The following is a 24,336-nucleotide window of genomic DNA, read 5'->3' on the forward strand; positions in this document are numbered from 1 at the left end:
TTACGGCCGAGTTTCCGTATGAGCAAGCAGGGATTTGATCCGGATCAAGCCGCGCGCACAAAACCAAATATCCAAACATTCACATAGGGCTTTTGGCACAAGCACACCAAACTACTCATAAGTTACCGCCTTTTACGTTGGGGTATCTCATCCTTAACAGATGGCCCCCTACAGTGAACCCATCCATACAAATGATTCGACTGGAATCCTTTCCCTTGCCAACACGCAGCCCACCCACAGGCGCGCGCAGCCTCCGCGCCTACCCTACGCTGCGACAGTTGATTGCCGCCGCGCTCGTTGCTCAAGCCGGCTTGGCAATCCCTCTGGCAGGAAATGCGCAATCGGCGGACACCGCCGGTGCGCCGCGCGCCGCCACGGCCAGCCCTTACGACGCAACGCGCCACGATGCCCTGGTAGGTGCAGTGCGCGACGGCTCCACCAGCCCCAGTCAAGCAGTCGACCAACTGAACGCCTGGGCCGCGCAGCCCCTGGCACCGGCAGTACGCCAACGCGTTCGCGCAGACACCATCGTGTTTGCGATGCGTGCGGGCGACGCTGCGTCGGCGGTGCGATACGCCCGCGCCGATGGCGGCATTGCAGGCTTGCCCGATTACGCCCTGGAATTCGTTTTTCAGGCAGCCCGGTCGATCCCCGATCACGCGCTGCAAGGCGAGGCCGTTGCGCAATTGCGCAGCCGCCAGCCCGAAGCATGGCGGCCACGTGTGCTGGAAGCCCTGTGGCTGACCGATACCGGCGAGTTCGACCGCGCAGAGACTGTCTTGAACGTGCTGGCGGCCAGGTCTGCCGGCAGCGATCTGGAACAACGCGTTGCGCTGCTGGAAGCGCGCGGTGCATTGAACGAAGCCCGTGAGCGCCCGCTGGAGGCGCTGGGTAACTACACCGATCTGAACGCCATCGATCCCGGCCACCGTTATGCGCGCCGCGAAGGTACCTTCCTGCTGGGTCAGGTCGATGCGCCGACTGCCGCATGGAAAGAGGCACAGGCCGCCTCCCCTGACATGTTCACCCCGCTTGAACGCGCCAGCATGCAGCAACAGGCGCTTGGCCGCAGCCTGCGCTGGGCGATTGCCGAGCGCGATCAGGCAGTCGGTCATGGCCCGGCCCGGTTTGTGAGAATGGACGAGGTGCTGGCCGGATTCGAACCGGCGATTCAGGAAGCCAACACGGCCGAAGCGCAAGCCCGTGCGGCGGCGGACGAAGAATCTGCCCGCGCCTGGCGCGATCTGTCGTTGCAGCTTCGTTATGACCGGATGCTGGCCTGGCTGGAACGCGGCCGTTTCCCCGCCGTGATTGCCGAATATGAAGCCCTTCGCGCCGATGGCGTGAACCCGCCCTATTACGCGCTGTCGGCTGCCGCGGGTGCTTATCAACAGCAACGCCGCTCGGATTTGGCGGTTCCGCTGTACGAGGCCGCGCTGCGCGACGGTGGCAGCGCCATTCCCACGCCCAGCGACACCCATGTGGGCCTGGTCTACGCCTACCTGGATACCGCCCAGTTCGAGCAAGCCGACGCCTTGCTGACGCAGCTGGAAACCGCCACGCCTCCGTTGCTGCGCCGCTCGCCTGAACGCGGCCGCGCCAATCCGCAATATGGCGCGGTTCGCAACCTGCGGGCACTGGAACAGCTCTATACCGACCGCCCTGCCGTCGCAGAACGCAGCTTCGGCATTCTGTCCGGCTTGGCCCCCATGCATTCTGGCTTCCGAGACGGTCAGGCCCAGACGCAGCGCCTGCGCGAACACCCGGATGCCGCGCTCGCACTCTATGAAGAACTGCTGACCGATTCGCCTGACGACGTAAGTGTGCGCGCTGGCTATGCCACTGCGTTGATGGACGCCAACCAACACCGTGCCGGCCGCGAATTGACCGACGCGCTGGAACAGGAAGCACCCGAGTCGATCGCGGTGCGCAACGCCGTACGCATGCGCGACGGCCGCCAGGCTGCCCGGCTCGACATCGAAGCCGGTGCGTCCTGGGGCGGCGGTGCGCTGTCGAATCGTGACTGGCGCACTGACACCACGCTTAGCTCGCCTTTGATCGACGACCAATGGCGCGTGTTCTATCACCAGATCTTTGCGCAGGCAGATGTGGACCAAGGCAGCTCGCGCCTTGCGCGCAGCGGTCTGGGCCTGCAATGGACTGAAGGACGCTGGGGTGCCAGTGGCGAAATACATCATGCCAATCAAGGCCCGTACCGAACCGGCCTGGCGCTTGGCCTGAATTACCGGGCCAGCGACGCATGGCGCTTCGCCGCAGAAATCGACACCAACAGCCCCGAGACACCGTGGCGCGCCCGCCGTGCCGACATCGGTGCGCACTCGGCAGCGGCGGCGGCCACCTACGTGGTCAATGAGTCGCGCAGCTTCACCGGTCGTGTGCAACGCATGGATTACAGCGATGGCAACCAGCGCGATGCCGTTGGCCTGAGCTGGCGCGAACGCCTGATCACCGGCCCGCGCTTCCAGCTGGAAAGCACGTTGGGCGCAGAAGTCGCCGGTGCGGACCGCCAGGATGTTCCCTACTTCAGCCCCTCGCGCGAACGTGCGGTGGAACTTGGCCTGCGCGCCCAGTACCTGACCTGGAAACGCGATGACCGCCGCTTCTACCAAGTCGTACAGGCCGGCACCGGCCGATACAACCAGGCAGGGTTTGGCAGTGGTGCCTTGTGGTCAGTCCGATATCAACACCAATGGGATATCGGCGATGCCCTGCAACTGAGCTACGGCCTGGGTATTTCCAGCCACCCCTACGATGGACGCAGCGAACGTAGCCGCGAAGTCTTCCTTACGATCTCGGTGCCGCTGCAATGATGAATTCCTGTCTGATCCGCGCGAGTGCGCGCCGAATCGCATCACGATTTTCTCGCCACGGTGTCTTTGCAGCGCTGCTGGCATTTGTGTTGATTCCTCTTGCCCTGAGTCCGCTGACCGCCAACGCGCAGCGTCTGCCGCCGCCTGATCCAGAGGATGGCCAGACCTTCCGCGTGGTCGCGCTGCACGACATTCGCACCAACGTGCTGAACAGCTTCGAAACATCGCCAGAACCTACCGCCCTGGATGAAAAGACGCTGGCGGACTGGTTCGCCTGGTTGCAGTCGGCTGACTATCACCCGATCAGCGTGCAGCAGATCGTGGACGCCCGTGCTGGCGGCAAGCCCTTGCCGCCGCGCGCCATTTTGCTGACCTTCGATGATGGCTACGTAAGCTTCTACACCAAGGTCTTCCCGCTGCTGAAGCGCTTCCAATACCCCGCGCTGATCGCCTTGGTGACCGACTGGATGGAGTCTCCCGCAGGGCAACCGGTGAAGGGCTACGGTGGCCTGGTGCCGCCACCGCGCGAGAACTTCATGACCTGGGCGCAAGCCCGCGAAATGGCCGCATCGGGCTTGGTTGAATTCGCCAGCCACAGCGACAGTCTGCACACCGGCTTGCCCGGCAATCCGCAAGGCAATCTGCAACCGGCTGCCGTTACGCGCGTCTACCGCGATGGCACTTACGAAGACGAAAAGCTGTACCAGGCACGGATTGAAACCGACCTGCGTCGCAGCCGTGCACTGATTCAAGACCGCACGGGTACGAAAGTGCGCGCCATGGTCTGGCCCTACGGTGCCTACAACCGCGTGGCCCAGGATGCGGCCGCTGCGGCCGGCATGCCCTTGATGCTGACGCTGGACGAAGGCCCGAACACGCCTGACGTGCCCTTGAGCCAGATTCGCCGTTCGCTGGCCACCTACGACATGCCGGTGCCCGACTTCTCGCTGCTGCGCATGCCAGCCGGCGCTGGCGCGGGTGGTTATTACCCGCAGAACCGGGCCATGCACATCGACCTGGACTACATCTACGACCCGGACCCGGTTCAACAGGAAGCCAATCTGTCGCGCCTGCTGGATCGCGTTCAGGCCATTGGCCCGCGCAGCGTATTCCTGCAAGCCTTTGCCGACCCGGATGGTGATGGCGTGGCCGACGCGATGTACTTCCCCAATCGCCATCTGCCGGTTCGCGCAGACCTGTTCAACCGCGTTGCATGGCAGTTGCGCACCCGTACTGGCGTGCAGGTCTATGCATGGATGCCGGTGATGGCCTTCCACCTGCCCGCCGAAAATCCGCTTGCCACGCACACGGTTACCTGGCTGCCCGATGCGCCGTCCAAGGGTCGCTACGCACGCCTGTCGCCCTTCGATCCGGCGGTTCGTACCCTGATCGGCGAAATCTACGAAGACCTGGGCCGCTACACCAACTTCGCCGGCCTGCTGTTCCACGACGACGCGATGCTGGCCGATGATGAAGACACCAGTCCGCATGCGCTGGCCACCTACGCCAAGTGGGGACTGCCGACTGACATCAAGGCAATCCGCGCCGACCCGGCTCTGAGCGCACAGTGGGCGAAAGGAAAAACCCGTTTCCTGACCGATTTCACGCTGGAACTCGCAGCCCGCGTGCGCGAACAGCAGCCTGGCCTGCTGACCGCCCGCAACCTGTTCGCGTTGCCGCTGATGCAGCCGGAATCGGAAACCTGGTTCGCGCAGAACTACGTGCAGGCCTTGTCCAGCTACGACTACACCGCCGTGATGGCCATGCCCTACATGGAACAGGCCGAGAACCCGGAAGCCTGGCTGCGTGAACTGGCGCAGAAGGTCATTGCTACGCCTGGTGGCCTGGATCGCACCATCTTCGAGCTGCAAACCCGCGACTGGCGTGACAGCAAGCCGGTGCCAGACGCCACGCTGGCTGCCCAATGGTCGATGCTGCATCGCATGGGTGCCCGTCACCTGGCGTGGTACCCGGACGACTTCCTGAACGATCAACCTGGTCTGGACGTGTCACGCAATGCGCTGTCGATCCGCGCCAACCTGGCGGGTGAGGTCGACACGCTGGAGACCCCGCCAGCCCTGGCTCCGTCGAAACAAGCCCCGCCTGCCGACGACCGGCTTGAAACGCCGGGCGGCATGCGTGACCAAATCCGTGACCAACAATCGGGACGCAGCCAATGAGCCCCGATACATTCGGCACGACGCTGACGAAATGGTTGTTCGATTACGTCTTCTACTACCCTTTCTTCATGGCCTACGTGTGGATGGCCGGCGGCGTAGCCCATGCACTGGTATTCGAGCGGCTGCGCAATCGGCGGCTTGACCCGCTGCCCTTGCTGCCCGAACTGCCGCTGGTGAGCGTGGTCGTTCCCTGTAGGAACGAGGCCATGGCGATTCGCGATGTGATCGAGCAATTGATGCGCACGCGTTATCCGAACTACGAGGTCATTGCCGTCAATGACGGCAGTACGGACGACACCGGGGCCATTCTGGATTCACTGGCGCTCAGCTACCCGGCGCTGCGCGTGGTGCACCACGCCACCAACCAGGGCAAGGCGGTGGCCTTGAACACGGCCGCCCTGCTCGCCAAGGGTGAGTACATCCTGGGCATCGACGGCGATGCATTGGTTGATCCCGACGCCATCGGCTGGATGCTGCGCCACCTGCTGCAATCCGACAACGTGGGTGCCGTCACCGGCAACCCGCGCATCCGCACCCGCACCACCTTGATCGGCCGCATGCAGGTCGGGGAATTCTCGGCCACCATCGGCCTGATCAAACGCAGCCAGCATTTGTTCGGTCGCCTGTTCACGGTGTCTGGCGTGCTGGCCATGTTCCGTCGCAAGGCATTGCTGGACACCGAATTCTGGAGCCCGGACGTGATGACCGAGGACATCGACGTCAGCTGGAAACTGCAGCTGGCGGGATGGACCATCCGTTTCGAGCCGCGTGCGCTGTGCTGGATTCTGATGCCGGAAACTGTGCGCGGCCTGTATCAGCAGCGTCAGCGCTGGGCGGTCGGCGGCATTCAGACCTTGATGCGTTACACCGGCCGAGTGCTGCGACCGACGCACATCAAGATGTGGCCTATCTATATAGAGTATCTGGCCAGTGTGGTCTGGGCCTATGCGATGTTCCTCGTCCTGGCACTGGCCATCGTGCGCCCGTGGCTGCCGCCGGATTGGCAATTCGTCGGCTTCCTGCCCGAATGGCACGGCATGTTGCTGGGCATCACCTGCATGTTGCAGATGTTCGTCAGCCTGTGGATCGATCGCCACTACGACAAGCGCCTGCTGCGCTACTTCCTGTGGACCATCTGGTACCCGCTGGCGTTCTGGATGATCAACATGTTCACCACCGTCTTGGCCATCCCCATCACCTTGCTGCGTCGCCCCGGCAAACGCGCGCTTTGGGAAAGCCCGGAACGCGGCGCGGTTCCGTCACCAGGAGCAAGCAATGACTGAAGATCCGCTCATCATCGGCCCCTATCCCGACGAAGCCATCCGGCCTGCCACGGGTGCCGTCAGGCCGCCGCCCCGCACCCGTGACTGGGCACAACCCGCGCAAGACGAAGAACCCATTCTGGACGCCGCCCGCGTGTCCCTGGACGCGATTCGGCAGAACCGTTCCGCGCCGGCGGCGCTGGTCTTGTTCCTGTGGCTGCGCGTGGTTCGTCCGCTGTTGGTCACGGTCTTCTGGATTGGGGTGTTCGCCTATTCGTGGCGGCACTTTTTCAAGCCTACCGAGAACCTCAATGACTACCATTTGCTGTTGGTCTACGGGGCAATCATCCTGGGCATCTTCTTCATCATGCTGTTGATGGGACCGTGGCGGCGCGAGGCGCAGCAGACGGAAGCGCGCAATTACATGATTCGGCGCAGTTCCACGGCCGAACTGGCCGAATTTGCCGCGCTGGGTTCCCAGCGCGTCAGCCGCTGGCAGCGTGCACGTCGCCTGCTGGCGCATCACGACCGCAAGGGTCGCCTGCGTCACGCGGCCGATCTGGATACCGGACTGGCTGCGGCGACGCCCGACGGCGCAGCGGCAGTCCGCGTGCCTGTCATGGGCCCGCCTCGCCCCGAAGAGCAATAGGCACCAACACTGTCGCGTCGCGCAGACAAGCGGCAAATCATGCCCGCAATCACGAACATCGTGATTTAGTATCTAGTTGAAACTGATGGAACGACGGTGCGGCAGGCCAGCCTTCGCATGGTTGGCGTGCATGCCCGTTCCGCGGTCTGACTGGATACGAAAGGCCGTGAGACATCTGCTCGCATGATCGGACAACAGCTATCGGGCGCTCGCGCCTGGGTGATCGGGTGCGGGCTGCTTGGCCTGGTGCTGGGTGCCGCCCTGGGCGAATTGGCGGTACGACAGCAGCATCATGAAGAAGCCGCCACCCTGGCCGCCTCGTATATCGCACGGGCAGACCAGGTACACGATGAAGTCGTGAAAGTGCTGGCGCAAACCAATGCCTTCGCGGCACCAGCATGTTCCGACGAAGACATCGCCTACATGCGCGGCATGGTCATCCGGTCGCAGTTCATCAAAAGTGTGGCGCGCCTCGATGGCGAGCAGCTACTGTGCGGCGCAACCTTGGGACGCCTGAGCAAACCTGTCGCCCTTGCACCGCCCAATATGATCACGCCCGGTGGCATGCGTGTGAATTTCAATGCCAACGTGGCGGGTGTGCCAGACGTTCAGGCGATGGTCGTTGCGCATGGCAGGGCGTCTGTCATTGTCAGTCGGCTGAGCTATACCTCGCTGGTCGATCCCCGGTTGGATTACGCCATCGTGGTCGATGTCGCCGGCAAACGCGAACACTTCATCAGCAACGATCCCGAGATGGACATCGACGCGATTCCGCTGATATCGAGCGATACCTTGACGCTGAAGGACCGGCGTTATGAAGTGAGCTGTTCAAAGCGCTACCCTGGGTGCATCGTGGCGACATTGGCCAGCCCGCCTGCCGTGTCCGAGTCGCCAGTACTGCAAGGGTTTGCGGCGCTGGGCCTGCTGACGGGCATGGGCGGTGGCCTGGGTATCAGTCTTTGCATTGGCTGGCTGCGCTCGCTCAGGCGGCGGCTGCGACGGGCCTTGCACAATGGAGATCTGACGCTGGTCTACCAGCCAATCGTTCGGCTGGCCGACAGACACCTGGTAGGTGTGGAAGCCTTGCTGCGCTGGAAGGACGAATCCGGCAAACCCGTCAATCCAGAAGTTTTCATCGCCATCGCCGAACAAGCCGGTTTCATCAACGAGGTCACGCGTTTTGTGGTCAGGCGCACGCTGGCCGAACTGGCCTTGCAGGCCAAAGCGCGGCCGGGTTTTCGGATCACCATCAACATCTCGGTGCAGGATCTGACCAACCCGGGTTTCCTGCCCTTTGTGGCCGCGCAACTGAAACAGCGCGGCTTGCCCGCCGACAGCCTTGGCTTTGAAGTGACCGAGCGTTCCACCGCTGAGCACGAACCGCTTGCCCGTGGCATTCAGAAGCTGCGCGATGCCGGCCATAGCGTGTACCTGGACGACTTCGGTACCGAGTACTCCAGCCTGTCCTACCTGGCTGACCTGAGCATCGACGCGATCAAGCTTGATCGGGTCTTCACCATGCACCTGGACGAAGACAGCAACAGCGCCAGCATTGCGCCCCAGATCGTTGCGATGGCAAAGGGACTGGGGCTGGGCCTGGTGGTGGAAGGTATCGAGGAAGAACGCCAGGCGGCGTACTTCCTGAAGCTCGATCCGACGGCCTACGGCCAAGGTTGGCTGTTCGGCACGCCGGTGCCGGCAGACCGGCTGTTCGAGCGGTGATGGCGGTAAAGACTGCTACATCAATAGCTGGCGGTATACGTCAGCGCAAACGTCCGGCTGCGACCACGGTAGTCCAGCGTCTCAGCATTGGTCAGCCCCCGATAGAACACCTGCGCACGCTGTGACCAGATGGTCTGGTAGTCCTTGTCCAGCAGGTTCTGAATGCCGAAGCTCAAGCGGCCTACCGGCAGTTTGTACGAGCCCATCAGATCAAACGTGGTGTAGCTGTCCAACTGGTTGCCCGCACTGTCCGACAACGAGAACGACCGCACCGCCTGCAGTCGCGCCGACATCTTGTCATCGGCCCAGCCGGCAAACGCCGTCAACTTGGACGGGCTTGCGTCCGTGATCGACTGACGCACCCAGTCGCCGTTCTGGCGACGCTCTGAACGAATCGCCAACACATTGCCGCCCACCTGCCAGCCGCCATTCCAGGTGTAGGCAACTTGCCCTTCCAACCCGTAGTTGCGCTTGCGTTCCTCGGCCACCTGCAAGCTGAGCGTGATCGGCACATAGGTGATGTTCTTGTCGGACCACGAATAGAACGCAGCCGCCTGCGCACTCAGCCCACCTGCGCGACGCGCCCAGCCCAGTTCGACCTGCTTGGTCTTGATGCCGGTAAGCGGCGACGCAGCCACATTGATGCTGTTCAACAAGCGCCAGGTTCCGCCCGTGCCGCCCACCAATTGGTAGTTGCCCACGCCGTAATACTTGGCCGGATCAGGCAGCTCGAAGCCTTCCGAATAATTGGCCCACACCCGCTGCGCAGGCGAAAAACGATAGGTGGCACCTGCGTTCAACAGGGTCACGTTATAGCGATTGCTGCCTCCCGGAATGGCATCTGCACTGCGGCCATAACCACTGTTGACCAGTACCTGCTGCGAGGCCTGCACGAAGTCGTCCACGTCAACCGACATGCGCTGTTGGCGCACGCCGCCCGACAAGGTCAGTGCATCCGTCAATTTCCAATCGACCTGGCCGAAGGCAGACACGCCATCGATCTGATAGTTGGGATAACGGCCCACCGAGCCAATCGCGTTGTTCACCAGGCCGCCGCTGGCCAGGGCCGTGGCGTTGTTGAACAAGACTTGGGTGGCGTCGAACTTTTCTCTGTCCAGGTCTACGCCGTAAGTGACGCTGACCCGATCCCAGTTCTTGGTAAGCGCGGTCTTCAAGCCCACGGCGTCGGTATTCTGCTTGGACGACGAGTAATACGGCAGCGCCCCCAGACCGGGCACGGCAATGCGACCGGGGAACGGATAGAACGCAATCTTTTCCTGGCGCGCAAAGAGCTGTGCGTTGAAGTCCTGCCCGCCCAGAATATTGGTGGCGTGATAGTCGGCGTTGAACATGCCGCGCTTGGTCGTTGGCACCACATCAGACCTGAAGCCGCTGCGTTGTTCCAGATACTGGCTTTGGGTAGTCAGCGCGCCGATCAGGTTCGGTCCCATGTACAAGGACTTGTCGCCGTCGTACTTGGACTCGTAATACTGCCCCAGCAAAGACAGCTTCTGTCCAGCCGGCAGCTTGATATCAACGCTGCCCAGCACATCGACCGAGCGGTTGTACTGCAAGTCGGTCTGGGTAATGTCGGTGCGCAATTGCTTGCCGTCGCCACCGTATGCGGCCTCGTTCTTCTGCACTGCCAGCCCCAGACGTGCTTGCACCACATCGTTGCCGCCGCTGATCGACTGGGCGATGCGCGTGTCATGGTCGTCGCCATGGCGCAGACCACTGCGCACGCCCACTTCCGAGGTGAAGGCCGGGCCGCCTGGCTCGCCGCGCCTGGTGATCAGGTTGACGATGCCACCCGTAGCCCCGCCGCCGTACACAGCGCTGGCACCCGACAGCACTTCAACGCGTTCGATATTGAACGGATCGATGGAATCGAACTGCCGGCTGATGCCACGCGCGCTGTTCAGCGACACGCCATCGATCATCACCAGCACACTGCGGCCACGCAGGTTCTGCCCGTAGTTGGTACGGCCCTGCGGACCAAGATCAAGCCCGGGAATCAGCTGACCCAGCGCTTCCTTCAGCGGCACGCCGGCGCGAATCTGCGTCTGAAGTTCCTCGCCTTCGATGATCCAGGTGGTTGCTGCCAGCTCCGAGATGTTCTGTGCCCCACGTGTGGCAGTGCTGACCACTTCAGGCAATTCCGTGCGTACTTGCGCAGTGGCCAGCATGGGCCACGCGCCGATCAAGGCGCAGTACAACGCACTGCGGTGCCATAGGCGCGCAGCGCGCGGGGTCTTGTCGTGCATGTCGATCTCCCCCGACCGCACGGCAGATGCCATGGCGCGGTCAGACTTTGTTAGATAATAAGAATCATTAACTTTAAGTTCCGCGTCAGGCGAACTTTGTTCCCTGCGGAACAATTGGCGTGAATTCGCGCGTATTCCCACGCTTTCGCATGCTTTTGCAATGACCGCGACGCGCACTGGACTGGAGCCACTGCATGCTGTGTACGAAGGACATCGAACGCATCAAGGCCGACTGGCGGGCCTGCGTCTGGAGTCACACCTTGACCGATGTGCAAGCCACGCAACTGCTGCCCACCATCCAGATTGCATCGGTGCCCGCAGGCGGCTACATCTGGCGGCGTGGCGATACCTCAGACCACTGGGTTGGCATGGTGTCGGGCAGCATGAAGCTGTGCAGCACGTCACCCGCAGGCAAGTCGGTGACCTACACCGGCATGGCCTACGGCTGGATCGGGGAAGATGGAATCGTGTCGGGCGGCGCGCGCAATTGCGATGCCGTGGCGCTGATCGACGCGGTCATCGCCAAGATGCCTGCGGCAGTGTTCTTGAAACTGCTGGAAGAGAACCCAGCCTTCAATCGCTTCGTCATGCGCCAGATGAGCGAACGCACCCAGCAATTCATGGAACTGACGGCCTTCGAAAAAATGCTGGACCCGGTCGCCAAGGTTGCCCGCAGCCTGGGGGCCTTGTTCAACCCGTGGTTCTTCCCACCCCACTCGCTTGAACTGAAAGTCACCCAGGCCGAGGTCGCCGATTTCTGCAACATGTCCCGGTCGCGTGTGAGCATTGCGTTGAAGCAACTGGAACGCGAGGGGCTGGTGAAGGTGGCCTACAGCGGTACTACCGTCGTTGATCTGGACGGACTGCGACGCTACGCAGAGGTGTAGCGCCGCAGTTTTCAGTGACCGTTTAAAAACGCAGGTTCGCGCTCAGCCACAGACGACGGCCGTAGTTCACCGTGTTGTAGGCCGCTTCGTTCAAGCGCTTGTCGCCCACGTTGTAGACCGCTGCATTCAAGGTCAAATCCTTGGTCGCGGCAAACGACGCCCCAATGTCGGCGGTGATGTAGTTGGGATACTCACGCACGCCCGGCGCAATCTCGCGACCGTTCGCCCCACCCGCCTCGATTTCCTTGCCACGGAAGCTCAGCGCCGACCACAGCGTGGTCTGGCCGGTGGCACGCCATTCGCCACGCAGATTGAACATGTGCTTGGGCGTACGTGCCAGCGCAAAGCCCTGATAGGTGCCGCTGCGTTGCTCGGAATCCGTGTAGGTGTAATTGGCCTTCACATCGACAGTGCGGCTGACATTCCACACGGTGCTGAACTCAGCACCATTGATCACGGCACGGTCGATGTTGATCCGATCCATCACGATGATGGCGGGATTTTCCACCCAGCGATTGGTCGTGGTCAGCGTCGACAGCTTGTCCTTGAAGTTGGTGCGGAACAAGGTGGCGCTGGCCGTCAGGTTGCTGCGGTTCGACCAGGTGGTGCCGATCTCGGTCGTGGTGCTGGTTTCCGGCTTCAGGTCTGGGTTGCCCAGCATCACAAAGCGATCGCGACCGCGCAGGTAGGCGTAGCCGGGCACAATCGCGCGCAGCTCGGGGGCCTTGAAGCCGCGCGACACACCGCCCTTCACCGTCCAGTTGTCCGTTGCACGCCAGACACCGTACAAGCGCGGGTTGAAGTGCTTGCCGTAGTGCTCGTGGTCATCCAGACGCAGGCCGCCGGTCAGCGAAAAACGCTCGCTCAGCGCCCATTCGTCTTCAACGAACACCGCCTTCTGCACCACACCGAACTGGTAGTTGCGGTTGTCACGCAGGCCTGGGTTGAAGTCGGTCAGCGACGCATCGTTCCATTGCAAACCGGTGCTGACGATGTGATTGCCGATCGGGGCCGTCAAGGTTGCATCGAGCACCGTGTTTTCGATCTGCGGTTCGCGCGGCGGCTGGAACCCAATGCGCCAGGCTTTCTCGCGCGCCAGCGACACCTTGGACGTTGCCCAGCCCCAGCGGCCGATATGCGAAATCGACCAGTGATCGCGGTTGTTCTGTTGCAGCGTGGTCGCGGCCACACTGGTGAATTCACTGCCGTTTTCCAGACGCGTGGCTCCCGCTTCCAGCAAGATGTCCTGGAACTGCGTCGGCGTGATCGACAGGCGCGCCGTCAGGTCACGATGACGCGCCTTGCTGAAGCCACCGCTAAGATCCTTGTCGTCGGCCTCGCGCACCATCTGGCGGCCCCACATCTGCAAGCCCACCACGTCTTCCTTGATCGGGCCGTTCAGGTAGAACTGCCCTTGCCAGGAATTGCCGGAATCCGAATGCGTCTGCAAGGTGGAATCCAGGCTCACCGAGCCGCCCCACTTGTTGGCAACCTTCTTGGTGATGATGTTCACCACCCCGCCCATGGCGTCCGAGCCATATAGGGACGACATCGGGCCACGCACGACTTCAATGCGCTCAATCGCCTCGGCGGGCGGAATGAAGCTTTGCTCGTAGCCCCGATTGCCATTGACCCGCGCGTCGCGTGTGCTCTGACGCTTGCCGTCGACCAGAATCAGCGTGTATTCGCCCGGCAGGCCGCGAATCGAGATATCGCTTTCGTTGGCCGTGCCGCTTACTGTCACACCTTCCACGTCGCGCAACGCATCGGTCAGATCGCGGGTGGCGCGCTTGCGCAAGTCGTCGCCCTTGATGATGCTGATCGACGCGGGGGCTTCCTCGATCAGTTGTTCAAAACCCGAGGCCGTGACCACCACCTCGTCCAGGGCCGAGACACCCGTGGCGTTCTGCGCCTGCGCGGGTAAGACACCTGCCGTCCACGTGGCGAGCGCCAAGCTGGTCCACACGGCGCACTGCCGACCTTGAAACGGGAAAGGCATGAGAGAATTTCCTACAGAAATGAATGCGAATAAAAATCGTATGCATAAAGGCTGTAAGAAATTGGACAAGCTGTGACAAGTGCCCGTGTCATGGTGGTTGACGACCACCGCAAGATTCGCGATCCGCTGGCGGTATACCTGCGCCGCCACGGCTTCGACGTGCGCACCGCGCCCGATGCAGCCGCCATGCACATGCTGCTGCGCCACGAACGATTCGATGTGATCGTGTTGGATGTGATGTTGCCGGACGGCGACGGATTCGACCTGTGCCGCCAGATTCACGCCGAACACGATTCTCTGGTGATCCTGCTGACCGCCCTGGGCGAATCCGAAGAACGAGTTCGCGGCCTGGAACTAGGCGCCGATGACTACGTGGTGAAGCCCTTCGACCCACGCGAATTGGTGGCGCGCATTCAAAGCGTCTTGCGGCGTCGCAGCCGCACGCTTGCACAAGGCGCGGCGATGCCACCCGTTGCGGTTGAAGAAATACCTGCCCAGCCCCCCGTCCGACGTTACGGGTTTGCAGGATGGGTATTCGATGTCGACCTAGGCCGGCTGACCCGCCCATCGGGCGCACCGGTTGCACTCAGCGAGGTGGAATGCCGCTTGTTGCTGGCCTTGCTGCAACACCCGAACACGGTACTGAGCCGCGAACGACTGCTGGATCTGACCGAAGGCGAGCGCAGTGGCGAACCGGCGTTCGATCGCACCATCGATAGGCAAGTCAGCCGTCTGCGCCTGAAACTGTCCGATGATGCAAGGCAGTCGGAACTGCTACGCACAGTGTGGGGAAACGGGTATCGCTTGGTCGCAGATGTGAAGGTCTTGGCATGAACAGCGATCTGTTGATCGACCTACGGAAGTTGACAGTGCAGGCAGCAAGTTTCATAAGCAGCGCGCCAGCCTTGCCAGCGCATTCGTCCGTGTCACGGCAGCCATTGCGATGAAACCAGCAGCATCCCGTCGCTGGCGCTGGGCCGGAGGCATGACCTCGCAGCTGTGCCTGGTGCTGGCACTGGCTCTTTTCGGTTCACACCTGATCGCCGTGCTGTTCCTGCAAAGCACAGGCGAACTGATCCACCCGCTGTCGCGCCAACAAGTCGTGGACCGCCTGGCAGTGGCCTACCGCGCCTTGCAGACTATCCCGGCCGAGCACGCCACGCGCGTGATGCAAGCCACCGCCACGGAACAAGCCCGCCTCTGGGTATCCCCCGAGGCCGACGTCGCCGCAGCCGAGATGCGCGAGGAAGAAAACCGGCTTGCCGACGCCTTGCGCACCCGTCTGTCCCTGTCCGCCGACACCCAGGTTCGCATCCAGCTGGAACGCGCCGATGGCGACCACGCACGCGCCCCTGTACTCAGCCCGCGCGGCTGGGCACCGCTGGAATTGCGCAGCAGCATCGCCCTGCCCGACGGCCAATGGCTGAACAGTGACGAACGCCCGTCCGGCAGCTACGAATGGTCGCGCCTGCTGGCGTTCTCGCTACCCGTCAGCACCCTGCCCGCACTGTTCATCATGCTGGTGTTCGTGCGTCGAATCGTGGCCCCGATCAAAACCCTGGCCGCCGCCACCGACCGCCTCAGTCACGGCGAACGTCTGGACCCATTGCCCCTTGCCGGCCCACGCGAAGCCCGCGAATTGACCGACGCCTTCAACGCCATGCAACTACGCCTGACCCGCTACGTGGAAGGCCGCACCCGCATGCTCGCTGCCATCAGCCACGACTTCCGCACGCCCCTGACCGCCATGCGGCTGCAAGCGGAACTGATCGACGATGACGCCTTGCGCCACGACATGCTGGAAAGCGTGGCCGAACTGCAATCCATGACCGAACACACGCTGGATTTCGTACGCGACGACGCCATGCACGAAGCAACCGTCACGCTACCGATCAACCGGCTGATCGACGAGGTAGTGAAACGGTATCGGCTGATGGATGAACCGGTAATCTGGAACGGTGCCTCTGACGTGGCCTGCCGCTGCCGGCCGCTGAGCCTGAAGCGGGCCATGACCAATCTGATCGACAACGCCTTGCGGCACGGTGGCAGCGCAGAAATCCGCTTGCAAGTCGAGCACTCGTCATCGTCGCTGCGCATCGACATTCTGGACAGCGGGCCAGGCATTCCGCAGGCATTGCTGGAACAGGTGTTTGAGCCTTTTGTGCAGCTTGGCGCGCGCGGAGAAGACGCGCTGGGTCGAGGGCTGGGATTGGCTATCGCCCGATCCGCCGTGCAGGCGCATGGTGGGGAATTGACGCTGGAGAACCGATCTGCAGGCGGACTGAACGCGATCATCCGCTTGCCCGGATCATTGCTTCAAGGCTGACTCCAGCGTGCCGTCAAACACCGCCAGTCGCTGGATACGCGGCAGCATGTCGGCCTTCATCGCCACATGCGCGGCACTGACTTGGTAGGCGTCGTGCGCAGCCGCATCGGTAAACAAGGACACCGTGGCGTAGTCCAGCCCATCCGACCGCGATGCTTCATTGGTCCGAAAATCGTAGCTGACCAATCCGCCACACTCTTCGCGCACGCGCTGGCAATGCGCTTGAACCTGCGCAATGAATGCCGGGTCGGGCGCGGGGTCGAACTTCATCATCACGATATGCAGATACATCACGTTCTCTCTGACACTGAATAAGAAAAGGCAGATGCCTGCCTGCTACATCCGCGCAAGCATGCCGCCATCGATCGCCAGCACATGACCGTTTACAAACGATGCTGCACGCGATGTCAGGTAAACAACAGCTGGCGCGATGTCCGCTGGTTCGCCCCAGCGTCCGAGCGGCACTGCTGTTTGCAGGAAGCTGTCGAAGCCCTCTCGCTCCTGCAAACCACGTGTGAATTGCGTGCGCACAAATCCCGGTGCCAGCGCATTGGCGGTGATCCCGGACGGCCCGTATTCCACCGACAAGGCGCGGGTAAATGCCGCCAGTGCACCCTTCGCGGAGGCGTATGCAGCAATACCCGGCATGCAAGCCTGCCCAGCCACGGAAGACATGATCACGATGCGCCCGAAGCCTTTGCGTTGCATGGCGGGCAGCGCCGCCTGCACGCAGTGGAAGGTGCCGTTCACATGCACATCGAACAGGGATTGCCAAGCCGCGACAGGCATCTCGGTGACTGGCTGGCGGTTCTGATTGCCGGCGTTGCATACCAGGATGTCCGGCTCCCACCCATCGGCAGCCAATGCCACAAAGGCATTGCGCACCGCATCGGCATTCGACACATCGAATACCGCACTGCATGCGTCGATCCCTTCTGTTTGCAAGGCGGTGACCGCCTCGGCACAACGCGCGGCGTCCAGGTCCGTCACGATCACGCGCGCACCTGCCAGGCCAAGGTGCCTGGCGATGGCAAACCCCAGGCCGGCCGCACTGCCCGTCACGCACGCGACACGTCCGCTCAGGCCGAATGTTTCACTCAGATAAGTGGTGTTCATGGTCAATCACAAAAGGGTTTGTATGCCTGCGCAGACATTGAAGCTCTGGCCGGTGAAACTGCGCCCGGCAGGAGACGCCAAGAAGAGTGCTGTGGCGGCGACATCGTCTACCGGCACCTTGCGGTGCAAGGCCACATTGGCCAGGATGGACGCTTCCATCTCGGCGACGGTCACGCCGCGCGCCTGTGCCTTGGCCTGCGTCACCACGCGCGAACGTTCGCTGTCGACAATACCCGGCAAGATGGCGTTGACGGTGATGTTGTCCTCGCCCAGTTCCAGCGCCAGGCTTTGGGTCAGGCCGACCACGGCCCACTTCGATGCGGCGTAGGGCGTGCGCAGCGGATAACCAAGCCGCCCGGCGACCGAACTCATGTTGATGATCGTGGCACGGTCAGATGCACGAAGCGCGCCGATGGCACGCCGTACGCACAGGTACTGGCTGCGTACATTGACCGCCATCGTCTGATCCCAGGCCTCAGACGCAATGTCTTCGATGCGCGCCGTCGGCCCGGCAATGCCCGCGTTGTTGATCAGCACATCCACGCCGCCAAGCGCACGCAAGGCATGCTCGAACCACGCATCGACGGCGGCTGGATCACTGACATCAGCCAACATCGCGCCCGCCCGCTCGCCCAACTGCGGCAATGCGGCATCGATTGCCGTCTGCGATATGTCGCACAGCTGCACATGCGCCCCCTGCCCCACGAAAGCCTGCGCCATGCCCAGCCCAAGCCCCGAAGCACCGGCGCTGATCATGACGCGCAGTGGCGCTGCGGCAGCTTGCTCGTCCCGCTTGTCATCTCCTGCTGTGTTCATCTGCTCGCTCCTACCGCATGTAAGAACCACCGTTGACGTCCAAGGTGGCACCACACACAAAACTGGCACCGGGCGAACACAGGAAAGCCAGTGGCCACGCTATTTCTTCGGGCCTGCCGAAGCGCGGAACGGGCAGACCAGCCAGGCTGGCCGGGTCAGCGGCAGCCACCATCCGCGTGGCAATGGCACCGGGTGCAACTGCATTCACCATCACGTGGGGCGCTGCACGGCGCGCCAGCCAGCGCATGGCCGTGTGCAAGGCACCCTTGGATGCTGCGTAGTGCAAGGGGGCGTGGGCAAACGTGCCGCCGGTGTAGGCGGCAATCGATCCCACCAAGGCAATACGGCCATAAGCCTGTGCCTTCATGCCAGGCAACAAGGCACGCGCCAGATGCAGCGGCGCAGCCAGATTCACAGCAATGGCGGCCTCAAGGTGTTCGTCCCAATCATCTTGATTCCAGTCGGCAATATCGAACACCCCAGCGTTCAATACTGCCGCCTGCAAGGGGCTGTGTTCGTTGACCAAGGCCTCGATCACCGCACGGTCCCGCAGGTCGGCTTTCACAAACACATGCGCGCCTTGGGCAGGCTGCTGCAGCGTTTCCAGAAAACCAGGGGTCAGATCCACGTGGTCGGTCAACACCAGCGTTGCTCCCAGACGGGCAAACAAGGTGGCGACCGCCTGGCCGATTCCGCCGCATGCGCCGGTAATCAGCACACGGTGGTTCGTCAGGTCGTGGGGAAGCGCTTGAAGTTCAGTCATGGCACATCTCCGGATCGTCGCGCAGACGCAGCAGGTCCCACGCAGCCCGGAAGCTGCGTGGCGGTTCACGCCGATCGATCGGCGGAAATCAGGTGGCCTGTGCGTCTTGCCAGGGAATCAAGGCTTGGGATTGGCCTTGCGCGACTGCTCGATGATGCTCAGCGTCTTGTTCACCAGGTCTTCACCCAATTCGGGTTTGAACCGGGCAATGACTGGCTCGGTCGCCTTGATCATGCGCTGCTGCTCGGCAGGCTCGATCTTGTTGAACTGCATCCCGGCCTTTTCAAGCTTGGCCACCACCTCGGTTTCCATCTTCCGGCTGTAGTCGCGGTGGAAGGTCACCACTTCCTTGCAGGCCCCACGCAAGACGTCTTTCTCGTCGTTGCTCAAGCGGTCCCAGAACTTCTTGCTGGCCAACACCACCGCAGGCAGATACACGTGACGCGTTTCCGTCAGGTACTTCTGAATGTCTTGATAGGAACTCGACTGTGTCACCAGATACGAGCTTTCCTGCCCGTCGATGGCCTTGGTTTCAAGCGCGGTATAGGTTTCCGGATACGGCAACGGCAAGGGCGTTGCACCCAGCGTCTTGAAGATGTCGATGTACACGCGGTTCTGCAATGTACGAATCTTCAGGTCGCGAAAATCTTCCAGTCGCTTGATGGGGTGCTTGCTGTTGGTGACCTGGCGGAAGCCGTAATCCAGGTAGCACAGGCCGATCAGGTTCTTCTGCTCGAACTTGTCCAGCAGGGACTGACCGACCTCACTGTCGATCACGGCGTCGGCTTCTTCAGGGCGCTGGAAAATGAAAGGCAGGTCGAAGATGGCCAGCTCTTTGACATTGCCGGCAGCGCCCGCGGTCGATACCACGGTCATCTCCACGATGCCGCCCTGTGCCGACGACATCGACTGAATCTCGTTGCCCAGCTGCGCGTTGCCGTAGCCCGTGACCTTGATCTTGCCACCGGTACGCTGGCTGACGATCTCTGCATATTTGTCGATGGCCACGCCAACCGGATTGTCCTGCGTCACGGGGTACGCGAACTTGATTTTCCGGTCTTTGAAGTCGGCGGCGATTGCGCCAGATGCCGCAGCGGACATCAGACCAAGCGCAAGCAGCGTGGCGGAAACGTGTTTCAGGGCGGGTGCATTCATGGTCATCTCCTGGTGTTTCTTTTTTCTGATTTTTTTCTTGGTCGAACGGGGTTAAGAACGGGCTTACAACTGGGCTTACTTCAGCTCGCGGCCAGCAAGCTCACCTTCCAGAAACCGGTTTGGCTTCAGGAAAAAACACAAGACCAGCGCGCCTTTCGGTGACCGGGCCACGTGACGATGCCCTTTCGGACGCCACGCAAAATTGCCTTTGGCATACACGCCATCGTCGTCTTCGAACTCGCCTTCCAACACAAAGCTCTGTTCGATCTCAACGTGTTCATGCAGGGCCAACACCGTGCCGGGCTGCCAGCGGAACAGTGCCGTCAACAGGCCCGTCTGCTCGTCCTGCACCAGAATCTTCATGTCGATGCCTAGCGTGGGCGTGGGCTTCCACGGCAGCGCATCAACCGAAACATTGCGGGAATCCATCGGGCCGTATTTGTCGGCGTCAGGAAGAAAAGGCGTGTTCAAGGCCATGGGTTTCTCCAGATAAACCTATGTTGATAATCAGACTTCGCGCAGGCCAGCGGCCCGTCAATCGACAACGGTATTGACCAGTTCACCAATGCCGTGAATACGCGCCCGCACGGTCTGCCCAGCCTGCAGACAGCGCGGCGGTTTCATCGCAAAACCGACCCCTTTGGGCGTGCCGGTGGCGATCACGTCACCCGGCAACAAGGTCATGCCGGCAGACAGCTGAACGATGATTTCGCTGACATCAAAAATCATCGAATCGGTGTTGTCCCGCTGGCGCAGCTCGCCGTCCACGTCCAGTTCCAGCTCAAGCGAATTGGGGTTGTCCACCGCACTGGCGTGCACCACCACCGGCCCGACCGGGCAGCTGGTATCCAGGCTCTTTCCCTTAAACCACTGACCATGTTTTCGTTGCAGGTCGCGGGCAGTCACGTCGTTCAGAATCGTGTAGCCAAAGACATGCTCCATCGCCCGGTCTGCGGTGATGTCGCGCCCGCCCTTGCCGATCACGATGGCAAGCTCCACCTCGTAATCCAGGCTTTGCGTCAACGCGGCATGACGCAAGATGGGTGTGCCATGCGCAGCCAGTGCAGTACGTGGTTTCGTGAAGAATTCGATGGCGATGGGGAAGGCATCGGCGGGCCGCCCGTTGGCCAGATTGCCCTCGATGATGTGATCGCGATAATTGCGGCCCACATTGAAGATGTTCCGACCAGCAGCCTCGACCGGCGTCAGCACCGTGGCACTGGCCAGCGGCACAGACGCATCAGCACTGGCATCAGCCATCAGCGTACGCGCTTGCGCCACCCCCGCGTCGCCCAGCCGGATCAGCGCATCGATCGATGCGGGTGCCGGTTGCGACGGCCATATACGCGACAGATCAAGAATCGTGTCGTCATCAAGCAGCACGCCCAGACTTGCCTTGCCTTGATAGTCGAAATTGATGAATTTCATGTTGCATTCCGCTGGATGGATGAATGTCAGCCTTCGTTCGAGGCACTGTCACGCTGTACCGCGCGATACAGCGCACGCACGTGCTCGCGGGCCAGATCGGCGGCGCGCTCGGCGTTGCGATCTTCGATTGCCTGAATGATCTCCAGGTGCTCGCGCAGCGAATCCGCCGCGCGATGCAGGCGCGAAATCGTGCGGCGGCGATAGCTGGTCTGCCGATGGCCGAACGAGGCCCATACGCGTTCAAGCAGACGGTTGTTTGCCAGCCGCATGATCTCGGTATGAAACGCCACATTGGCCAGCGAATATTCCTCGGGCTTGGCTTCAGCCACGCCTGCTTCGGCAAAGGGCGCGAAGATGGCGCGCAAGGCCATGACATCGTGGTGCGACGCGTTGAGCGCAGCCTCGCGCGCGGCGAAGGCTTCAAGCTGCTCGCGCAACTGCAACCACTCCAGGTAATCCTCGTCGCTTACTGGCTGCAACAAGGCACCGCGCCCCGGACGCAGATTGATCACGCCAGTGCTGTCCAGCCGGATCAGGGCTTCACGCACGGGCGTGCGGCTGACACCCAGCTTGGCTGCGAGATCTTCCTCGCGAATGCGCACCGGTTCGGTGATCTGCGCACGCAGTTCGATCAGGTGCGTGGATACCGCACCGAGAACATCTTGCGCAGGAGATTTGGAAGGCGTTTTGCTCGTCATTGGTGAAACCGGTTACTTAGTCAGGAAGTGCAGAGGGACCATCACGATCTGCGGGAAGAACACCAGCAGGAACATCACGATGAATTGAGCCAGCATGAACGGCAGGACACCTCGGGCAACGGCATCCAGGCGCATCTTGCCAACGCCGGCCACGACGTTGAGCACCGAGCCCACCGGCGGTGTGACCAGTCCGATGGCGTTGTTCATGATGAAAAGTACGCCAAAGTACACGGGGTCGATGCCCGCTTCACGAATGACCGGCATCAGCACCGGCGTCAGGATCAGGATGGTCGGCATCATGTCCATTGCCGTGCCCACCACCATCACCAGCAGCATGATGACGATCAGCAGCAACATGGGGTTGTCCATGAAGGGCGACAGCATGTCGATGACCTGCTCGGGGATATTCGCCACCGTGATAAGCCATGCCGACACCATCGATGCGGCCACCAGGAACATGATGACCGAGGTGATCTTGGCGGCCGACACAAACACCGTATAGAGCTGCGACACACGCAATTCCCGGTACACCACCGTGGCGACAAACAGCGCATACACGGCAGCAACCACGCCTGCCTCGGTCGGCGTGAAGACACCAAATTTCAGGCCGAACAGCACGATCACCGGCAAGCCCAATGCCCAAAGCGAATCTTTCAACGCAACCAGTTTCTGACGGCCCGACGAGGCAGGCGGCAAGGTGACCGCTTCCTTGGACGCCACGATCCACCATGCAATGGCAATCCCCACACCCATCAGCAAACCAGGAACGATGCCCGCCAGAAACAGCTTGCCGATCGATACGTTCGCCGCCACGCCGAACACCACGAAGCCGATCGAAGGCGGAATCACTGGCGCAATGATGCCTGCGGATGCGATCAGCCCTCCTGCCCGAGCCTTGTCATGACCAGCCTTGACCATCATCGGCAGCAGCAAGGCCGCCAATGCCGCCGTATCTGCCACGGCGGAACCCGACAGCGCTGCCATCATGCAAGCCGAAATGATCGCCACGAAGCCCAACCCGCCGCGCAAGTGGCCAACCAGCGCGATCGCCAGTCCGACAATTCGTTTGGACAGGCCGCCGACGTTCATCACCTCGCCCGCCAGCATGAAGAACGGGATCGCCAGCAAGGGGAAACTGTCGGCGCCATTGATGACGTTCTGCGCCAGGATCTGCGGATCGAACAGGTCTTGATGCCACATCAAGGCCACGCCAGAGAACAGCAGCGAATAAGCAATCGGCATCCCGATGGCCATTGCGGCCAGCAGCGCGCCGACGAAGATAAGGACGGTCATGGGTTCTTTCCTGCTGCGGTGTCGTGTGTGGCGCGGCCATCACGATCGGTTGCGTCGACCAACTCCTGGTGCACCGGCAATGCCGCCAGTTCCTCGGATTCCTGAATCATCACCAGCTCGTGATCCGGCACGCGACCGGTAAGCAAGCGCCACAGGTCATAGGCCAGCACCACCAAGGCAGAGCAGGAAAAAACGACGCCGCAGAAATAGAAGACCGAGACGGGAAATCCGCTGACGGGCGCTTCCGTTCCGGTGTTGATGACGGTCTGATCCCAACTACCCAGCAACATCAACCAGGTGATGTACAGCATCAGGATATGGGCCACGACCACACAGGCGCGACGCGCTTTGGCGGGCAGACGCACCAGCACCATGTCCGTTCCCAAATGGCCTCGTTCGCGCAACGCGACGATGGCCCCGATGAACACCATCCACACAAACAGCCAGCGGGACAGTTCTTCCGAGATCAACCAGCTCGTCTGGAAGAAATACCTGAGCACCACGTTGCCGAATACCAGCACCAGCATCACCGCCATGATGACGGCGCATGCGAAGGACAGCGCCCGGCAATACAGATCCAACGCGCGGTTCATTGGCCCGCTCCTGATAAGCGCACTGCCGCAAGCGAATGCCTGGACTGATTGCATGTCTTCACCGTCACACCCCAATTTGTATACACGATCTTTATTTGTGTGCAATTTACCTATCTGCATACAAAATCAGAATCGGGGTTTTCCTTCATGGAATCGGATGATCGGCGCCATGCCAGCATTGGCGGTCAACGGATTACCGCGCAGCAGCCTTCCGCGTCTGATGTGGCGACGCCGAAGATCATGAAGTGATGCAGGGGGTGGGCAAGATCAGACAGCGGCACTGCGACGCGCCATTGCTGGCGGCAGACATGACTGATCTTGCGTAGAGACAGGCCGCTGTCGGCCAGTGGAGAA

At 61.7% G+C, this 24,336-nt stretch carries 20 protein-coding genes; 8 read left to right on the forward strand and 12 right to left on the reverse strand.

Annotation, left to right across the window (positions count from 1 at the left end; all coding sequences use genetic code 11):
- Positions 1-215 precede the first annotated feature (215 nt).
- From pgaA to FXN63_RS18050, 5 genes are all read left to right on the forward strand, one after another.
- Positions 216-2,831 (forward strand): poly-beta-1,6 N-acetyl-D-glucosamine export porin PgaA, encoded by a 2,616-nt coding sequence (gene pgaA / locus FXN63_RS18030; RefSeq protein WP_187394942.1) that lies wholly within the window; start codon positions 216-218, stop codon positions 2,829-2,831.
- Positions 2,828-5,011: a poly-beta-1,6-N-acetyl-D-glucosamine N-deacetylase PgaB gene (gene pgaB, locus FXN63_RS18035; protein WP_246164879.1), complete on the forward strand. Its 2,184-nt coding sequence runs from the start codon at positions 2,828-2,830 to the stop codon at positions 5,009-5,011. Before pgaA ends, pgaB begins: the two co-directional genes overlap by 4 nt.
- Complete coding sequence (gene pgaC, locus FXN63_RS18040; RefSeq protein ID WP_148816572.1) at positions 5,008-6,294, forward strand: poly-beta-1,6-N-acetyl-D-glucosamine synthase; 1,287 nt, start codon at positions 5,008-5,010, stop codon at positions 6,292-6,294. The genes pgaB and pgaC overlap by 4 nt, the downstream gene beginning before the upstream one ends.
- Positions 6,287-6,922, forward strand: a complete 636-nt coding sequence (locus FXN63_RS18045) for a PgaD family protein (RefSeq protein ID WP_148816573.1) — start codon at positions 6,287-6,289, stop codon at positions 6,920-6,922. Before pgaC ends, FXN63_RS18045 begins: the two co-directional genes overlap by 8 nt.
- A 183-nt stretch (positions 6,923-7,105) precedes the next feature.
- The gene (locus FXN63_RS18050; RefSeq protein ID WP_148816574.1) at positions 7,106-8,644 is read left to right on the forward strand and encodes an EAL domain-containing protein; all 1,539 of its coding nucleotides are present in this window, start codon (positions 7,106-7,108) and stop codon (positions 8,642-8,644) included.
- 20 nt (positions 8,645-8,664) lie between these two features.
- Here FXN63_RS18050 and FXN63_RS18055 read toward each other — a convergent pair whose 3' ends face one another.
- On the reverse strand, positions 8,665-10,908 hold the full coding sequence (locus FXN63_RS18055; protein ID WP_148816575.1) for a TonB-dependent receptor: 2,244 nt from the start codon (positions 10,906-10,908) through the stop codon (positions 8,665-8,667).
- A gap of 194 nt (positions 10,909-11,102) precedes the next feature.
- On the opposite strand from FXN63_RS18055, the gene FXN63_RS18060 reads away from it, so the two are divergent.
- Positions 11,103-11,795 (forward strand): Crp/Fnr family transcriptional regulator, encoded by a 693-nt coding sequence (locus FXN63_RS18060; RefSeq protein WP_148816576.1) that lies wholly within the window; start codon positions 11,103-11,105, stop codon positions 11,793-11,795.
- 22 nt (positions 11,796-11,817) lie between these two features.
- Here the strand turns inward: FXN63_RS18060 and FXN63_RS18065 are convergent, their stop codons facing one another.
- Positions 11,818-13,794 (reverse strand): TonB-dependent receptor domain-containing protein, encoded by a 1,977-nt coding sequence (locus FXN63_RS18065; RefSeq protein ID WP_148816577.1) that lies wholly within the window; start codon positions 13,792-13,794, stop codon positions 11,818-11,820.
- A gap of 72 nt (positions 13,795-13,866) precedes the next feature.
- Between FXN63_RS18065 and FXN63_RS18070 the strand changes: the two genes are divergently transcribed.
- Positions 13,867-14,628 carry a response regulator gene (locus FXN63_RS18070; RefSeq protein ID WP_246164880.1) on the forward strand — a complete coding sequence of 254 codons (762 nt, stop codon included), beginning with the start codon at positions 13,867-13,869 and terminating at the stop codon, positions 14,626-14,628.
- A gap of 151 nt (positions 14,629-14,779) precedes the next feature.
- Positions 14,780-16,120, forward strand: coding sequence for an ATP-binding protein (locus FXN63_RS18075; RefSeq protein WP_148816578.1), 1,341 nt, complete (start codon positions 14,780-14,782; stop codon positions 16,118-16,120).
- Here the strand turns inward: FXN63_RS18075 and FXN63_RS18080 are convergent.
- From FXN63_RS18080 to FXN63_RS18125, 10 genes are all read right to left on the reverse strand, one after another.
- Complete coding sequence (locus tag FXN63_RS18080) at positions 16,103-16,411, reverse strand: Dabb family protein (protein ID WP_148819531.1); 309 nt, start codon at positions 16,409-16,411, stop codon at positions 16,103-16,105. The genes FXN63_RS18075 and FXN63_RS18080 overlap by 18 nt on opposite strands.
- 45 nt (positions 16,412-16,456) lie before the next feature.
- Positions 16,457-17,236, reverse strand: coding sequence for an SDR family NAD(P)-dependent oxidoreductase (locus tag FXN63_RS18085; protein ID WP_148816579.1), 780 nt, complete (start codon positions 17,234-17,236; stop codon positions 16,457-16,459).
- A 6-nt stretch (positions 17,237-17,242) separates the two neighbouring features.
- On the reverse strand, positions 17,243-18,052 hold the full coding sequence (locus FXN63_RS18090; RefSeq protein ID WP_148816580.1) for an SDR family oxidoreductase: 810 nt from the start codon (positions 18,050-18,052) through the stop codon (positions 17,243-17,245).
- A gap of 10 nt (positions 18,053-18,062) precedes the next feature.
- Entirely contained in the window at positions 18,063-18,815 is a 753-nt protein-coding gene (locus tag FXN63_RS18095; protein WP_148816581.1) for an SDR family NAD(P)-dependent oxidoreductase, read from the reverse strand.
- 117 nt (positions 18,816-18,932) lie between these two features.
- The gene (locus FXN63_RS18100; RefSeq protein ID WP_246164881.1) at positions 18,933-19,970 is read right to left on the reverse strand and encodes a TRAP transporter substrate-binding protein; all 1,038 of its coding nucleotides are present in this window, start codon (positions 19,968-19,970) and stop codon (positions 18,933-18,935) included.
- Between the two features lie 75 nt (positions 19,971-20,045).
- On the reverse strand, positions 20,046-20,447 hold the full coding sequence (locus FXN63_RS18105; protein WP_148816583.1) for a cupin domain-containing protein: 402 nt from the start codon (positions 20,445-20,447) through the stop codon (positions 20,046-20,048).
- 57 nt (positions 20,448-20,504) lie between these two features.
- Positions 20,505-21,398 carry a fumarylacetoacetate hydrolase family protein gene (locus tag FXN63_RS18110; protein ID WP_148816584.1) on the reverse strand — a complete coding sequence of 298 codons (894 nt, stop codon included), beginning with the start codon at positions 21,396-21,398 and terminating at the stop codon, positions 20,505-20,507.
- A 26-nt stretch (positions 21,399-21,424) separates the two neighbouring features.
- Positions 21,425-22,096, reverse strand: coding sequence for a GntR family transcriptional regulator (locus tag FXN63_RS18115; protein WP_148816585.1), 672 nt, complete (start codon positions 22,094-22,096; stop codon positions 21,425-21,427).
- A 12-nt stretch (positions 22,097-22,108) separates the two neighbouring features.
- Positions 22,109-23,389 carry a TRAP transporter large permease gene (locus FXN63_RS18120; RefSeq protein WP_148816586.1) on the reverse strand — a complete coding sequence of 427 codons (1,281 nt, stop codon included), beginning with the start codon at positions 23,387-23,389 and terminating at the stop codon, positions 22,109-22,111.
- Positions 23,386-23,982 carry a TRAP transporter small permease gene (locus FXN63_RS18125; protein WP_148816587.1) on the reverse strand — a complete coding sequence of 199 codons (597 nt, stop codon included), beginning with the start codon at positions 23,980-23,982 and terminating at the stop codon, positions 23,386-23,388. Before FXN63_RS18125 ends, FXN63_RS18120 begins: the two co-directional genes overlap by 4 nt.
- Positions 23,983-24,336 lie beyond the last annotated feature (354 nt).

The organism is Pigmentiphaga aceris (assembly GCF_008119665.1).
GTDB lineage: Bacteria > Pseudomonadota > Gammaproteobacteria > Burkholderiales > Burkholderiaceae_B > Pigmentiphaga > Pigmentiphaga aceris.

Excerpts from the sequence above, each read along its gene's own strand:
- pgaB (WP_246164879.1), top strand. The coding sequence starts at position 2,828 with ATGATGAATTCCTGTCTGATCCGCGCGAGTGCGCGCCGAATCGCATCA.
- pgaC (WP_148816572.1), top strand. The coding sequence starts at position 5,008 with ATGAGCCCCGATACATTCGGCACGACGCTGACGAAATGGTTGTTCGAT.
- FXN63_RS18045 (WP_148816573.1), top strand. The coding sequence starts at position 6,287 with ATGACTGAAGATCCGCTCATCATCGGCCCCTATCCCGACGAAGCCATC.
- FXN63_RS18050 (WP_148816574.1), top strand. The coding sequence starts at position 7,106 with ATGATCGGACAACAGCTATCGGGCGCTCGCGCCTGGGTGATCGGGTGC.
- FXN63_RS18055 (WP_148816575.1), bottom strand. The coding sequence starts at position 10,908 with ATGCACGACAAGACCCCGCGCGCTGCGCGCCTATGGCACCGCAGTGCG.
- FXN63_RS18060 (WP_148816576.1), top strand. The coding sequence starts at position 11,103 with ATGCTGTGTACGAAGGACATCGAACGCATCAAGGCCGACTGGCGGGCC.
- FXN63_RS18065 (WP_148816577.1), bottom strand. The coding sequence starts at position 13,794 with ATGCCTTTCCCGTTTCAAGGTCGGCAGTGCGCCGTGTGGACCAGCTTG.
- FXN63_RS18075 (WP_148816578.1), top strand. The coding sequence starts at position 14,780 with ATGACCTCGCAGCTGTGCCTGGTGCTGGCACTGGCTCTTTTCGGTTCA.
- FXN63_RS18080 (WP_148819531.1), bottom strand. The coding sequence starts at position 16,411 with ATGTATCTGCATATCGTGATGATGAAGTTCGACCCCGCGCCCGACCCG.
- FXN63_RS18085 (WP_148816579.1), bottom strand. The coding sequence starts at position 17,236 with ATGAACACCACTTATCTGAGTGAAACATTCGGCCTGAGCGGACGTGTC.
- FXN63_RS18090 (WP_148816580.1), bottom strand. The coding sequence starts at position 18,052 with ATGAACACAGCAGGAGATGACAAGCGGGACGAGCAAGCTGCCGCAGCG.
- FXN63_RS18095 (WP_148816581.1), bottom strand. The coding sequence starts at position 18,815 with ATGACTGAACTTCAAGCGCTTCCCCACGACCTGACGAACCACCGTGTG.
- FXN63_RS18100 (WP_246164881.1), bottom strand. The coding sequence starts at position 19,970 with ATGAATGCACCCGCCCTGAAACACGTTTCCGCCACGCTGCTTGCGCTT.
- FXN63_RS18105 (WP_148816583.1), bottom strand. The coding sequence starts at position 20,447 with ATGGCCTTGAACACGCCTTTTCTTCCTGACGCCGACAAATACGGCCCG.
- FXN63_RS18110 (WP_148816584.1), bottom strand. The coding sequence starts at position 21,398 with ATGAAATTCATCAATTTCGACTATCAAGGCAAGGCAAGTCTGGGCGTG.
- FXN63_RS18115 (WP_148816585.1), bottom strand. The coding sequence starts at position 22,096 with ATGACGAGCAAAACGCCTTCCAAATCTCCTGCGCAAGATGTTCTCGGT.
- FXN63_RS18120 (WP_148816586.1), bottom strand. The coding sequence starts at position 23,389 with ATGACCGTCCTTATCTTCGTCGGCGCGCTGCTGGCCGCAATGGCCATC.
- FXN63_RS18125 (WP_148816587.1), bottom strand. The coding sequence starts at position 23,982 with ATGAACCGCGCGTTGGATCTGTATTGCCGGGCGCTGTCCTTCGCATGC.